Below are 13,760 nucleotides of genomic sequence, written 5' to 3'. Positions count from 1 at the left end.
GCAGCGCAAACGCGAGAGGAATTCGATGTCGAACCCTGAAACGGTCCTGCCGGAGGCGGCGCGCATCGCCGCCGAGCTGGCCCCCACCTACCGCGATCTGCACAAGCATCCCGAGTTGGCGTTCCAAGAGTTCCGCACGGCCGGGCTTGCCGCGCGCACGCTCATGGACCTGGGCTTCGAGGTCACCGAGGGCATCGGCCAGACGGGCGTCGTCGGCGTGCTGACGAACGGCGAGGGGCCGACCGTGTTGCTGCGCGCCGACATGGACGCCCTGCCGGTCGAAGAGCGCACGGGCCTCGACTACGCCTCCACCGATCGGGTGACGGATGCCTCGGGAGCCGACGTGCCCGTCATGCACGCGTGCGGCCACGACGTGCACGTGACCGCGCTTCTCGGCGCCGCAGAGTTGCTCGTCGGATGCCGCGACGACTGGTCCGGCACCCTGATCGCGCTCTTCCAGCCGGCCGAGGAGGGCGGTGGGGGAGCGCAGGCCATGATCGACGACGCGCTGTTCGACAAGGTTCCGCGCCCCGATGTGGTGCTCGGCCAGCACGTCGCCCCGCTCGGCGCCGGCCTGATCGGCCTGCACCCCGGACCGGCCTTCGCCGCGACGGATGCCTTCGAGATCACGCTGCACGGCCGCGGGGGCCACGGTTCGCGCCCCGAGCTGACCGTCGATCCGGTCGTGCTCGCCGCCGCCACGGTCATGCGCCTCCAGACGGTGGTCTCGCGCGAGATCGCGGGCACCGAGACGGCGGTCCTCACCGTCGGCACCCTGCACGCCGGCACAAAGAACAACATCATCGCCGACCACGCCACCCTCGGCGTCAACGTGCGCAGCTACGACACGGTCACGCGCGATCGGGTCGTCGAGGCCATGACCCGCATCGTGCACGCCGAGGCGCAGGCTTCTGACGCGCCCCGCGAGCCCGAGATCGTCGCCACCGAGTCGTTCCCGGTTCTGGTCAACGACCCGGATGCCTCGGCCCGCACGCGCGCCGCCTTCGCCCGCGTGTTCGGAGACGAGCAGGTCATCGACCCGGGAGTCGTCACGGGCAGCGAGGATGTCGGCCTGCTCGCGACCGAGGCGGGTGTGCCGCTCGTCTACTGGCTGCTCGGAGGAGCTGAACTCGAAGCGTTCCAGGCCGCTTATGCCACGGGCCGCCTCGACGCCCTGCCCTCCAACCATTCGCCGCTCTTCGCCCCCGTCATCGAGCCCACCCTCACGATGGGTGTTGCGGCCCTCGCCACGGCCGCGCTCGAGTGGCTCGACGAGCGGGCGCTACCGGGGGTGTGACGGCCATGTCCTGTCGGGGCCAGGCCTTCTCGTCACATGGCGGAGCGGTTTCTGGCCGTTACCGTGCGGTCAACCGGTCCCGGGTGCCGTCGGTTGCGGTGTCCCCGTGCGGTCGAGCTCCTGGCCCTCTTCGTAGCGAAGCTTCTTATAATCGGTGGGGACGCAGGCACCACCGCCGATGAGCACGGTGCTCGTGCTCTCGCGTGTGTAGGACAGCTCTGCGCCGAACGCGTCGGCCCCCATGACGATGCGATTGTCGGGCGTGTAAGCGGCGCGTCTGACATGGAAGCCCTGGCTGCGCAAGCGCGCCGCGATGGCATCTGCGACAGCTCCGAAGTTGTCGGCTGAGACCGCGTCCGTCAGTCGCAAGACACCCTCGTATCGGGCTCCTTCGTCGCCGCCGGCCGTGGTGCAGCGGTAAGGGATGGGACTGAACTCGAGTTTCCACTGCCCGCCGATGAGGTTGGCCGTGTTCCAGAGCTCATCCTGCATAAGACGCTTGCTGTCGGGCGGTGTCAAGGTGGTGATCTCGGTTCCGAGCCGACTTTCTGCGGGTTGCACGAACGGCATGCTCGAGCAGCCGGCGAGTATAGGGGAACCTGCGCACAGGACGAGGCCCACGAGCCTCGCACGGCTCTTGCTTCGCGAGTTTGAATTCGTATTCCGGTGCATACGCTGCTACTCCGTCCGGCCTGTGGCGACTGGGGTTCGTGGTGGCTCAACCGGCTGCGGAGGTTGGCCCCAAGCGGGACTGGGGAACGTTGCAGATCCAGGAGTGACACGTTGGGACCTCCCAGCCAGGATCGCCTGGAGATTGTGGGCGCTTTCGGTTCCCGGGAGAGTGTAAGAGCGCTGGCCTTCTCGTTCTGCTCCCTCGACGAAACCATGTTCGGTGGTGGATGTCAGAACGGTTCCGTCATCGAGGGTGACGCCGTCGGTACCGAACCGCATTGCGCCCCAATCGTCCAGAGTGGGGTTGACCCGGCCAGACCAGATCTGACCTGACGACGCCCACGGGTCGGCCTTCGAAATGGCGACGAACACCTCCGATGAGGGGATCTTCAGGTCGGCGATGGTGGTCCCCGCCAAGAGGCCGGCCGGGCCCACGGCGACGATTGTGTCGACGCCGTGGGATTCCCCGCTGAGTGCAGCGGCACCCGTCGTCGCGCCATATGAGTGACCGATTAGCACCGAGCGGGCGCCGTCAACCGTGCTCTGGACCGCGCGAAGTCCGTCGAGCTCAGCGGCGAGGCGGCGGGCGCCCGCCAGGGCGTGTTCGGGTGCCAGCACCGACAGGTCCTGACTCGGTGCCGGGTAGTTGAACGACAACATCACCGCAGAGTTGCCCGCCCCCCGGACCATTTCCTTGAAGTTGGCTCGGTAGGTCCCGATGTCTCCCGAACCTGAGCCCATTCCCGAAACGACGGTTCCGGTGTTGACGGCCGTGCTGGGGTCGCCGATCGTCACAACGACGTAGGGTGCCCCCGCGGGTGCTGTATCCAGATGGACCAACAGTTCGGGTGGGTCGTTGGCAGCCGCCCGGCCATCCCCGTACGTCTCGATGAGGTAGTCGAGCACCGCGAGACGCTCCTTCAGTAGGGCGGCGCCGCCGACCTCGCGTCGCTCAGCGATCTGCCGGACGGTGGCATCGCGTTCGCCGGTCAGGCGAGCGACATTGGCCGTGTTCCGGTCGCGGTAGCGGGCGCCCTCGAGGTTGCCGATGGCGGCCGGTTTGCGCGAGATGAGCGTGGCGATGAAGGCTGCCGGGAGGGTCGCCCAGACACCCGCGACGACGTCGGGGGTGGCGGTCTCGAGCGCGCGGATGGCGGCATCCGGGTCGGTGGCGTAGGTGGCTGTGAATAGTGCCGGTGACAGAGCCAGCCAGGATGCCACGCCGGCCTCCTCGCTCACGGGCGGGGCTCCCGCGCGGGCCGCCGTCACGGCCGCATTGAGTGGCGTGTTCTCGAGGGCGGCCGCGCATATGTCGTTGGCCGAGGCGCGCGTGTCGGACAGCGCCGCATACGAAGCGCGGCAGGTGTCGATGGTGCCGAGAATGGCGCTCCAGCGTCGAACTCCCGCGTACAGGGCGGTCACATCGGCGGCGGTCAGCGTGCCATCTATGACGGCCTGATCGATCAGGTAAGCCGGAAGAAGTGGGGGTCCGGCGGGCCAGTCGTACAGGCTGGAAGACGGGTGGAGTTCGGTCAGGTAGGGCAAGCGTCCGCCGCCCAGATCGCCGAGCGCCTCACGTGTGCGCGCAATATCGGCCAGCGAGGAGTCGACATCGGCTCGCAGTCGACCGCTCCGCCCCGCGATGTCGTCGATAGCCGCGGCGAACACCTCGAGCGCCGCCGCGGCGGAAGAGTGCGTGTCGGACAGGGTCTGAAGCGGCGGCGCGAGATGCGTCGCCTGCGCTTCTACCGCGTCGACGGCTTCGGCTTGGTCGTCGTCGAACCAGACCTCCGCTGCCGCGAAGGCGTGGGCGTTGGCATTCCACCGCGCGGCGGAAGCACGGTGCAGCCCAGCGATCTCGCGGATGGTCGCGGGGTCGCCCGCCGCGGGGTCGTCGAGGTCGCCGAAGGGATCGCTCGGGCTGGCACCGAAACCGGGAACCGTCGTCATGAGCGCATCACCGCGCAGCTTCGGCGAGCTCGCGGTCGGTCGCGGCGAACCCGGACTCGACCGCGGTGATGGCATCGCGAATGCCCGTCGCTGCGGTGGCGCAGAGGTCGGCAGCGGCCCGGGTCAGAGACTGCGCCGACGCGTATCGGCCGGCTACGCCAGGAGCCGCGAAGGCCCCGGATGCGCCGAGCGCCGCAACGGCCAGGACGCCATCACCGGCCAGCGTCAGCGCGAGGTCAGAGGCAGCGCCGTTCGCGGTCGTGGCCGCTGCCCCCAGCCCGCCCGCCGATATCGTGATCCCGTCCATGCAGAAACTGTGCCAGGGCGGACGCTGATCTGCGGGCCGGTAAATCAGCGGATATGAGCGAACCTCAGTTGCATCGACGCGCATCGCCGGACGCGCCCGGAACTGCGTTCGGCAGTCGTTCGCCCCCTGCGCAAATCACGTCCCAAAATGTTGGCCCGCCTCGGCGTGTCCCACCCGTGGGGTAGCGTGAAAGCACCCATGCCAAGCCGCTACACCCGCCCCCGAACCCCCTCCCGTCGACGCCGCACGCGCCTCCCGCTCGCGGCCCTCATCCTCGTCCTCGCGATTGCCGCAGCTGTCGCACTGTGGCCGAAACTCTTCCCCCACGCATCCGACCCGTTGTCGCCCGGAGCGTCTAACGCGGGTTTGCGCGAGGCCGGTCTCGTCGTCTCGGTCGAGGGCGTCGAGCGCATCGACGCGGATGCCGCGCGAACGTTGCTGGGCGGCATCCCCTCGAGCGACGGGTCGTCGGGTGATGCGCGCTACGACCGCGACCTGTTCGGACAGCGCTGGGCCGACCTCGACCGCAACGGCTGCGATCAGCGCAACGACGTGCTGCGGCGCGATCTGGCCACCTTCGTCGTGCAGCCGGGCACCCAGAACTGCGTCGTCGCGTCGGGCGTGCTCGACGACCTCTACAGCGGTGACAGCATCCGATTCGTGAAGGGTGAGCAGTCGAGTGCCGACGTGCAGATCGACCACGTCGTGCCGCTGTCGTGGGCGTGGCGGCACGGCGCCTTCGCGTGGCCGGCCGACGAGCGCGAGCGGTTCGCCAACGACTTCGACAACCTCTTGGCGGTCGACGGTCCGACGAATACGTCGAAATCCGATTCGGGTCCGGCCGAATGGATGCCGCCCCGCCGCGAGTTCGCGTGCGAATACGTGGCCCGCTTCACGGTGGTCCTGGCGGAATACGACCTCGGCCTCGACCGCGCCGACCGCTCGGCCATCGAATCGGCCCTCGACACCTGCCCGTAGGGCAACCGCGACCCCCAGAAACGCCGCCGCCCCGAGAACACGTGCCGGGACCCACGCCGAGAAAACGCGCCCCCAGAAACGACGAGGGCGAGACATCCTCTCGGAATGCCTCGCCCTCATCGATGCGCGATGTGACTAGCCCAGGTGCACGGCCTTCTCGTCACCCGTGGGCAGCAGGCTCTCTTTCGAGCCACGAATGAAGACGACGGCCAGGATGGATGCCACCACGAGCGCCACGGCCGTCGCGATGAACGCCGCCGAATAACCCGTCGTGAACGCCGTGAACTGCGAGGCCTTGTCGACGACCTCGACTCCCGCGACCGCACCGGCGTACACCGTGGTGAACACCGACAGGCCGATCGAGCCGCCGATCTGCATGGCGGCGTTGGCGGTCGCCGAAGCAGCGCCCGCGTCGTGCGGGGCGACGCCCGACAGCGCCAGGTTCTGGATGGGGACGAACAGCATGGCCATGCCGACGCCGAGGATCAGCAGCGCGGGCAGAACCTGCACGAGGTAGGAGCCGTCGGGCGTGATGCGGCTGAGGTAGACGAGGCCGACGGCCGCGATGAGCGGTCCAACGATGAGCAGCACGCGCGGGCCGATCTTGGGCAGCAGCTTGGTGGCGATGGGCGCCGTGACCATGATGGCGAGCGTCATGGGCAGCGTGGCCAGACCCGCCTCGAGGGGCGGGAAGCCGAGCACGATCTGCAGGTGGAAGGTGAGGTAGAGCATGGCGCCGATCATGACGCTGCCGACGATCATTTGGATCAGGAACGCACCGCCGCGCACGCGGTCGGTGACGACGCGCAGGGGCAGCAGCGGCTGGGCCACGCGCGATTCGATGAACACGAACAGCGCGAGCAGGCCGGCGCCGAGCGCCAGGAAGCCGATGGTCTCGGCCGACCCCCAGCCCTCTTCGGCGCGCGTGAAGCCGTAAACGAGCGAGCCCAGTCCGAGCGCCACCGTGAGCGCGCCCCAGAGGTCGTACTTGTTGTCGCCCTCGGCCTTGCTCTCGGTGACGAGGATCATGCCCGCGACGAGGCCCACGAGCACGAACGGCACGTTGACGAGCAGGCACCAGCGCCAGTCGGCGAACTCGGTGAGCACACCGCCCAGCACGAGGCCAACCGCGGCACCCGCGCCCGCGACGGTTCCGAACACGGCGAAAGCGGTGTTGCGGTCACGGCCGTGCGTGAAGGTGACGGTCAACAGCGCCAGGGCCGCAGGGGCCATGAGCGCGGCGAAGACACCCTGAAGGCCGCGCGCGATGATGAGCTCGGTGCCCGACTGGGCGAGACCACCGAAAGCGGATGCCGCGCCGAAACCGACCATGCCGACGAGATAGGTGCGCTTGCGACCCCAGTAGTCGGCGATGCGCCCGCCGAGCAACAGCAGGGCACCGAACGCCAGCGCGTAGGCCGTGATGACCCACTGGCGCTGCGTGTCGGTCAGCCCGAGCTCCTGCTGCGCGGCGGGCAGGGCGATGTTGACGATGGTGCCGTCGAGCACGACGATGAGCTGCGTCAGCGCGAGGACGACGAGCACCCACCAGCGGCGGGAGCCGGAACCCGTGCGCGAACCCGCGGCGGAGCCGGTGGCCGAGGCGGACGGAGACGTGTGTGTAGACAAAGAAATACCCTTCGATCGGATCAGGCGCTGGGGGTTTTCAGCCCCAGATCGATACTCCGGTCACAACACGGGCATCAACCACCCCGACCGATCGGTCGGGCAGATCTTCTATCTTATCAGCCGCGGGGGCTCGCGTAAGCCCCGCCCAAGAAACCTAGAAGCCCTCCGAAGCGCGCACGACGTAGGGCTCTTCGAGACGCGCGAGCTCGGCATCCGTCAGCGTGATCGAGACGGAGGCGACGGCATCCTCGAGGTGGCTCATCTTGGTCGCTCCCACGATGGGCGAGGTCACCGCATCCTGTTGGCGCACCCACGCGAGCGCCACCTGGGCCCGCGGAATCCCGCGCTCGGCGGCGACGGCGGCCACGGCATCCGAGATGGCCCTGTCGCCCTCTTCGCGCTGCGTGTAGAGGGTCTGGCCGAACGTGTCGGTCTCGCTGCGGTCGGTCGTCTCGTCCCAATCCCGCGTGAGCTTGCCGCGCGCGAGCGGCGACCACGGCAGCACACCGACGCCCTGATCGAGACAGAACGGATGCATCTCCCGCTCCTCTTCGCGGTTGATCAGGTTGTACTGATCCTGCATCGAGACGAATCGAGTCCAGCCGCCGAGATCGGCCGTGTACTGCGCCTTCGCGAACTGCCACGCGAACATCGACGACGCCCCGATGTAGCGCGCCTTGCCCGCCTTGACGACGTCGTGCAGCGCCTCCATGGTCTCTTCGATGGGCGTCTCCGGGTCCCAGCGGTGGATCTGGTAGAGGTCGACGTAGTCGGTGCCGAGGCGCCGCAGGCTGTCGTCGATCGACGACATGATGTGCCCGCGCGACAGGCCGGCGCCGTTGGGGTCGGGCCGCATGCGCCCGTGCACCTTGGTGGCGAGCACGATCTCTTCGCGCGTGGCGTAGTCGGCCAGTGCGCGCCCCACGTACTCCTCGCTCGTGCCGGCCGAATAGACGTCGGCCGTGTCGAACGTGGTGATGCCGAGCTCGAGGGCGCGGCGGATGAAGGGACGGCTCTCGTCTTCGCTCAGCGTCCACGCGTGCGCGCCCTGGGCCGACGCGCCGTAGCTCATGCATCCGAGTGTGACGGCCGAAACCCGCAGTCCGCTCGTGCCGAGGCGAACGTAGTCCATGTCTTCTCCTAGTCGGCCGTGCGCGTGACGGCGTCGCTGACGCTTCCGGTGCCCAATTCCATCACGAAACCGTCGGTCGGTGACGAGGGAAATCGACGCAAACTGACACGCAGGTCTTGATCGGGAACGGTGTAGACGGTGTCGCGCGTGAGCAGCTTGATGGTCTCGACCATCAGGTCGACCGTCACGGGTTCGCCCGGGCACCGGTGTCCGCCGGGTGCGCTGCCGCCGCCCTGCGGGATGAGCGTGTTCGGTTCGATGTTCACTCCCGCGAAACGGTCGGGGTCGAAACGGCCGGGAGCCTCCCACACGGCGGGCGAGTGGTTGGTGCCATACAGATCGAGCATCATCCACTGCCCACGGCGGATGCGGCTGCCGTCCCACTCGAGGTCGCGCGTCGCCGTGCCACCGATCACGGGGAAGAACGGGTAGAACCGGCGCACCTCGTTGGCGAAATCGCGCAGCCGGTCGTCGTTGCCGTTCTCCAAGCGTTCGCGCCACGCGGGGTGCCGATGCAGGGCGAGCGCGCAGAACACCACGAAGCGGGCCACGGCGACGGTCGGTCGCAGCAGATTCAGGAGCTCCACCGTCGCGACCTCGGTCGGTAGCCGCTCACCCGTCGTGGGGTCGCGATAGAGGGCGACCTTCTCGAGGGGCGTGGTGGCGGCATCCGCGCGGGAGTCGTTCGCATCGACACGCGAGCGCACGCCCTCGATGAGCCCGTTCGACCACTCTTCGCTGCGCCGGCGGATGGCTCGGGCCCGCCAGTTCACGGGGCCGAACGTGCCCGCGCGCGCCACCATCTCGCCGAACTCCTCGGTGCGCAGGTCGATGGATGCGTCATCCGCCTCGATGCCCGCCCAGTCGAGCACGGCCCGCGTCAGCACGCGCGTGGATGCGTCGAGCAACGTCACGCGCCCGCTCGCCGTCCACTCGCCCAACGACCTGAGCCAGGCGCGGCGGTACGCGGCCACGAGCGCGTCGCGGCTGTCATCCGACGACGAGACATCGATGAAGAACGCCTTGCGATCGCGGTGCGCCTCGCCCTCGAGCGACTGTACGCTGCCCTCGTCCTGCAGCAGGTGCATGACCGAGCGCGGCATGGCGTTCTTGCGTCCGAAGCGCCCGCCCTCGTAGAAGAATCGCGCGGCGTCGACGCCCTGGCCGAAGACGACGGGCCGGCCCATGAGGCGGCCGCGGAAGGCGTTTCCGCCCACCCGGTCGAGGCGGCGGCGCCCGAAGAGGTAGCCGTCCTTCAGGAAGCCGATGGTGGAGTCGAGTTCTCGCGTGCGGGGGATCATGGGGTCCTTTCGCGGGTGGGCAGACGAAAACGGCCGGCGGTGCCCGCCGCGCGTCGAAACGCGCCGCGAGACATCCGCCGGCCGATCGTTGCTACGGGGTGGGCATACCGCCGTTGACGTTGAGCGTCTCGCCGACGACGAAGCTCGACTCGCCCGACGCGAGGAACACGTAGGCGGGCGCCAGCTCGGCCGGCTGCCCGGCACGACCCAGAGGTGTGGACTTGCCGAACTCGGGCAGATCCTCGGTCGGCTGACCGTCGGAGGTCTGCAGCGCGGTCCACACGGGGCCAGGGGCGACCGTGTTCACGCGGATGCCGCGGGGCGCCAGCTGCTGCGCGAGCGACTTCGAGAAGGTGTTGATCGATGCCTTGGTGGTGGCGTAGTCGACCAGGATCGGCGCGGGGCTGTAGGCCTCGACCGACGTCGTGTTGATGATGGTCGACCCGGGCTTCAGGTGCGGCAGCGCGGCCTTCGTGATCCAGAACATGGCGTACACGTTGGTCTTGAAGGTGTGATCGAACTGCTCGTCGGTCAGGTCTTCGAGGTTCTCCTGGTAGACCTGCTTGCCGCCGTTGTTGACGACGATGTCGAGGCCGCCGAGCTCCGAGACGGCGGTGGAGACGAGTTCGCGGCAGTACTCCGGGTCTTTCAGATCGCCCGGCACGGTGACGGCCTTACGACCGGCCGCCTCGATGAGCGCCACGATCTTCTGCGCGTCGGCCTCTTCTTCGGGCAGGTACGACAGCACCACATCGGCGCCCTCGCGGGCATAGGCGATGGCCGTCGCCGCGCCGATGCCCGAGTCGCCGCCCGTGATGAGCGCCTTGCGGCCCTCGAGGCGGCCCGTGCCGCGGTAGCTGTCCTCGCCCAGGTCGGGTTTCGGTTCGATGTCCTTCTCGAGGCCGGGCTCGGGTTTTTCCTGCTCGGGCGGCTCGATGGTGGGGTAACGGGTGGTCGGGTCGTCGAATGCGTACTGGTCTTTCGTCATCGTTCTACCTTCCATAAGTTGGCGGGTCGGTGGGTCGCACCGACGTCTTCCACGCTATAAACCGGGCCCCGCACGCATCCAGGGGTTGACAGATTTCGCGGATGCCTCGACGCGCGTCCCCCGCACGAGGGGTGTCGTATAACACTCCCGCGGGCCGCGCAGAAGGGGGGTTCCGAAGCCCGAGGCGCTCGCTAGCGTGGATGCATGGACAAGCTCACGAACCGACTCTGTGCCCCCACGCTCGCCTCGGCCGCGATCCTGACGCTTGCGCTCACCGGCTGCGCCACGGGCAACACCGACTTCGCCGGCAACGACACCCCGTCGGCTGCGGCGACCGCACCGTCGACCAACGGCAACGCGTCGACGAACATCCCCGACGACGAAGAGGGTGATCGGGAGGCCAACGGCGAGATCCTCGAGTGGGCCGAAGGCGTGCTCGACTACGACGACGGCGAGGGCATGGTCGCGGGTTCGCAGGGCCGCCTCGAGGCCTCCGAATCGCGCAACGAGTCCTACACCTCGCAGGCCGCGGGTGGCTACACGCTCAACGCCGTGTGCCGGGATGGCGGCCCCGTGACGTTCGTCGTCACGAGCAACGACGCCGAGATCGCTCGCCAGGAGGTCACGTGTGACGAGACCGTCGTGCCGATCTCGTTCTCCTCGTCTGCCGAGGGGGTCGAGGTCATGATGACCGCGGGCTCCGACGCCGCCGACTGGGCCTACGCGCTGCGCGAGGGCGCCGGCTCCTAAGCTGCCGCCCCCTGCAGGCTCTCGGGCTGCGCTTTCTCAGAACAGCTTGCTCGCCGCGATCTCGGGCGGCTCCTCGAGCTCCAGCAGGAAGAGCTTGCGCTCGAGGCCGCCCGCATAGCCGGTGAGCGAGCCATCTGCGCCCACGACCCGGTGGCACGGGATGACGATCGACACCGGGTTGCGCCCGACCGCCTGCCCCACCATCTGGGCCACCGTGCGCCCGCCGATCTCGACCGCGATCTGCCCATAGGTCACGGTCTGGCCGAACGGGATGCGCTCGAGCACCGCCCACACACGCTGCTGGAACTCGCTGCCGACGGGCGCGACGGGCAGGTCGAAGGTCGTGCGCTCGCCGTCGAAGTATTGCTCGAGTTGCGTGCGTGTCGAAGTGAAAACGGGGTCGCCGCCGGCTTCCACGCGCTCGCCCCACGTCGTGTCGTCCGGTTTCGTCCAGTGGCCCGGAAAATAGATGCCCGTGAGGGCGGCATCGTCGGCGACGAGCGTGAGGTCGCCGATGCGCGTGTCGATGACGGCGTGCCGGGCGGTCACAGCATCCCCCACTCTTGCGCGCGCGTCACGGCTCGCGTGCGGCTCGACACCTCGAGCTTCTCGAACACGTGGATGAGGTGTGTTTTCACGGTGGCCTCACTGATGAACAGCGCCGTGGCGATCTGCGCGTTGCCCAGGCCGTCGGCCACGAGGCGCAACACCTGGGTCTCGCGAGCGCTCAAAGACGGGGCCGCGGATGTCTGGGGCTCACGCATGCGCCGCACCAACGTCGCCGCGATGGCGGGTGCGAGAGCGGTCTGCCCCGCCACGACCGAGCGCACCCCCGCCACGATCTCCTCGGGCGGCGCCGCCTTCAGCAGGTCGCCGCTCGCCCCCGCCTCGATGGCGCCGAGAATGTGGTCGTCGGTCTCGTACGTGGTGAGGATGAGAACGCGCGTGTCCGGCTGCGCCTCGACGATGCGCGCCGTGGCCTGGCTGCCGTCGAGCTGTTCGCCCGCGGGCGCCGCGGGGTCGGGCATGCGCAGGTCCATGAGCACGAGGTCGGGCCGCTCGGCGCGCGCGAGGTCGACGGCGGCGCGACCCGTCGCGGCCTGACCGACGACCTCGATGCCGTCGGTGGCGCTCAGCAGGGCGACGATTCCGGCGCGCACGATGGGATGGTCGTCAGCCACCACGACGCGGATGGGCTCGGTCATGAGGTCCTCTCGGCGTGGGGGTTGCGCGAAGCGGCGGGGGAGTCGGCGGTCGTGTGTGCCGACGCGGAAGCGGCTGCAGGATGTGGCGCAGGTGTCGGCGAGACAGTGACCGCGGACACGGGCGCAGACGGAGGAGCAGGAGTAGGAGCAGACGCTGGCGCTCGCGTGGGCAGCGGCGCCCGCGCGGTCAGGCTCGCGCCGACGGGTTCGCCGCCCGGCGTCCGCAGCGTGCGGATGCTCAGGGTTCCGTTCGCCAGAGCGAGACGCTCGCGCATCCCGGCCAAGCCGAAGCCGCGCGCGGACAGGGCGTCGATGTCAGTATCGGTTCCGGTTCCGGTTCTGGCCCCGGCCCCGGTCTCGGTTCCGTTCTCTGGTTCTGCCGCGCTCCGCGTCTCGGCCTCGGCCGGATACCCGCGCCCGTCGTCATCCACGCGCAACTCGACGAAGCCGTCCTCGACGCGCAGCGACACGACCGCCGCGGTTGCCCGTGCATGTTTGCGCACATTGGCGAGCCCCTCTTGAGCGCACCGCAGCAGCATGACCTCGAGCTCGCGGGGGAGCGGCGGCAGGGCATCGGTTTCGACATCCACCCTGAGCGCGGTCTCGCGCCCGAATCGCTCGGCCACGCGCCGCAACGCCTGCTCGAGCGTGGCATCGCTGTCGGGCAGTTTGGCGAGCGTGGCCACGAGCGCGCGGGCCTCTTCGAGCGCCTCGCGGCCCATCGACTCGATCATCTCGAACGTCTCGGCGGCCGCCCCCTGCGCAGGTCGGTCGCCACTGCCGCCACTGCTCGCGTCGCCGCTGCTTCGCTCGCCGCTGCTTCGCTCGCCGCTGCTTCGCTCACCGCTGCTTCGCTCGCCGCTGTCGCCATCGCAGGCGTCATCCCGCGAGACCTCGTCGAGTTCGCGCCGCCCGCGCTGCGCCAACATCACGATCCCGGTCACGCTCTGCGCGATGGTGTCGTGGATGTCGCGTGCGATCCGTTCCCGCTCGGCCGCCGCCCCGGCATCCCGACTCAGGCCGGCCAGCTGGTCTTGCGCGGCCGCCAACTCGTCATAGAGCTGCGACTTCTGGCGGCCCAGCTCGGCGATGTTGTTGATCCACAACCCGAGCACGATGCTGAAACCGAGCGAGAGCCCCTCGATGAAGAAAGCCTCGACCCACAGGTGCCCGCTGCCGCCCAGACCCGTGGCATAGGCCACCACGAACAGGGGCGCGGCCACGACGTTGAGCATGATCGCGTGCCGGATGCTGCTCGACAGCACCCAGATCAAGGGGAACAGCAGGCACTGCATGATGAGCAGGTTCGGCTCGGCGAACACTCCGACCGCGACGACCAGGATGCTGGCGCCCAGGTATGCCGTCGCCCGCGGGCAGTCCTGCCGCAACAGGCGTTGCCCCCACACGGCATAGAGCACGGCGAAGGCGACGAGCGCCCCCGCGGCCAGCAGGCGCATCTCGGGCGCGAGGCGCGGCATCCACCCGACGAGGCCGAGCAGCAGCACGACGAGCGTGCCCGTGCCCACATGCCACCACTTCATCGCCGTCTCC

13 protein-coding genes are annotated in these 13,760 nt (G+C 69.1%); 3 read left to right on the top strand and 10 right to left on the bottom strand.

Translation table 11 applies throughout. The annotated features are described in order from the left end of the window. Positions 1-25 precede the first annotated feature (25 nt). Complete coding sequence (locus ALI44B_RS08640) at positions 26-1,297, top strand: amidohydrolase (RefSeq protein ID WP_077054324.1); 1,272 nt, start codon at positions 26-28, stop codon at positions 1,295-1,297. Positions 1,298-1,366: 69 nt separating this feature from the next. Here ALI44B_RS08640 and ALI44B_RS08635 read toward each other — a convergent pair whose 3' ends face one another. From ALI44B_RS08635 to ALI44B_RS08625, 3 genes are all read right to left on the bottom strand, one after another. Further along, a complete protein-coding gene (locus ALI44B_RS08635) occupies positions 1,367-1,858 on the bottom strand; it encodes a hypothetical protein (RefSeq protein ID WP_143459141.1) in 492 nt (163 codons plus the stop codon). Between the two features lie 117 nt (positions 1,859-1,975). Next, the gene (locus ALI44B_RS08630) at positions 1,976-3,919 is read right to left on the bottom strand and encodes an alpha/beta hydrolase (protein ID WP_077054322.1); all 1,944 of its coding nucleotides are present in this window, start codon (positions 3,917-3,919) and stop codon (positions 1,976-1,978) included. A gap of 7 nt (positions 3,920-3,926) precedes the next feature. Next, positions 3,927-4,226 (bottom strand): hypothetical protein, encoded by a 300-nt coding sequence (locus ALI44B_RS08625; RefSeq protein ID WP_077054321.1) that lies wholly within the window; start codon positions 4,224-4,226, stop codon positions 3,927-3,929. Positions 4,227-4,424: 198 nt separating this feature from the next. Here ALI44B_RS08625 and ALI44B_RS08620 point away from each other — a divergent pair, with 198 nt between their 5' ends. Then, the gene (locus tag ALI44B_RS08620; RefSeq protein WP_077054320.1) at positions 4,425-5,204 is read left to right on the top strand and encodes an HNH endonuclease family protein; all 780 of its coding nucleotides are present in this window, start codon (positions 4,425-4,427) and stop codon (positions 5,202-5,204) included. A gap of 135 nt (positions 5,205-5,339) precedes the next feature. Here the strand turns inward: ALI44B_RS08620 and ALI44B_RS08615 are convergent, their stop codons facing one another. The 4 genes from ALI44B_RS08615 to ALI44B_RS08600 all read right to left on the bottom strand — a co-directional run bounded on the left by ALI44B_RS08615 (position 5,340) and on the right by ALI44B_RS08600 (position 10,254). Further along, positions 5,340-6,833, bottom strand: coding sequence for an MFS transporter (locus tag ALI44B_RS08615; protein WP_238592168.1), 1,494 nt, complete (start codon positions 6,831-6,833; stop codon positions 5,340-5,342). Positions 6,834-6,987: 154 nt separating this feature from the next. After that, positions 6,988-7,965: an aldo/keto reductase gene (locus tag ALI44B_RS08610; RefSeq protein WP_077054319.1), complete on the bottom strand. Its 978-nt coding sequence runs from the start codon at positions 7,963-7,965 to the stop codon at positions 6,988-6,990. An 8-nt stretch (positions 7,966-7,973) separates the two neighbouring features. Continuing rightward, positions 7,974-9,266, bottom strand: coding sequence for a cytochrome P450 (locus ALI44B_RS08605; RefSeq protein ID WP_077054318.1), 1,293 nt, complete (start codon positions 9,264-9,266; stop codon positions 7,974-7,976). 91 nt (positions 9,267-9,357) lie between these two features. After that, positions 9,358-10,254, bottom strand: coding sequence for a glucose 1-dehydrogenase (locus tag ALI44B_RS08600; RefSeq protein WP_077054317.1), 897 nt, complete (start codon positions 10,252-10,254; stop codon positions 9,358-9,360). A gap of 204 nt (positions 10,255-10,458) precedes the next feature. Here ALI44B_RS08600 and ALI44B_RS08595 point away from each other — a divergent pair, with 204 nt between their 5' ends. Further along, positions 10,459-11,004, top strand: a complete 546-nt coding sequence (locus ALI44B_RS08595) for a hypothetical protein (protein WP_077054316.1) — start codon at positions 10,459-10,461, stop codon at positions 11,002-11,004. Positions 11,005-11,040: 36 nt separating this feature from the next. On the opposite strand, the gene ALI44B_RS08590 is transcribed toward ALI44B_RS08595, so the two are convergent. The 3 genes from ALI44B_RS08590 to ALI44B_RS08580 are packed head-to-tail and all read right to left on the bottom strand — an operon-like array spanning position 11,041 to position 13,750. Beyond that, positions 11,041-11,553, bottom strand: coding sequence for a methylated-DNA--[protein]-cysteine S-methyltransferase (locus ALI44B_RS08590; RefSeq protein ID WP_077054315.1), 513 nt, complete (start codon positions 11,551-11,553; stop codon positions 11,041-11,043). After that, on the bottom strand, positions 11,550-12,209 hold the full coding sequence (locus ALI44B_RS08585; RefSeq protein WP_077054314.1) for a response regulator: 660 nt from the start codon (positions 12,207-12,209) through the stop codon (positions 11,550-11,552). The genes ALI44B_RS08590 and ALI44B_RS08585 overlap by 4 nt, the downstream gene beginning before the upstream one ends. Next, positions 12,206-13,750 (bottom strand): sensor histidine kinase, encoded by a 1,545-nt coding sequence (locus ALI44B_RS08580; RefSeq protein ID WP_077054313.1) that lies wholly within the window; start codon positions 13,748-13,750, stop codon positions 12,206-12,208. The genes ALI44B_RS08585 and ALI44B_RS08580 overlap by 4 nt, the downstream gene beginning before the upstream one ends. Between the last annotated feature and the right edge of the window lie 10 nt (positions 13,751-13,760).

Source organism: Leifsonia sp. ALI-44-B, assembly GCF_001984125.1.
In the GTDB taxonomy this organism is placed as follows: Bacteria; Actinomycetota; Actinomycetes; order Actinomycetales; family Microbacteriaceae; genus Okibacterium.
The sequence above is the reverse complement of the archived record's forward strand: the minus strand, read 5'-3'. Positions and strand labels throughout refer to the sequence as shown.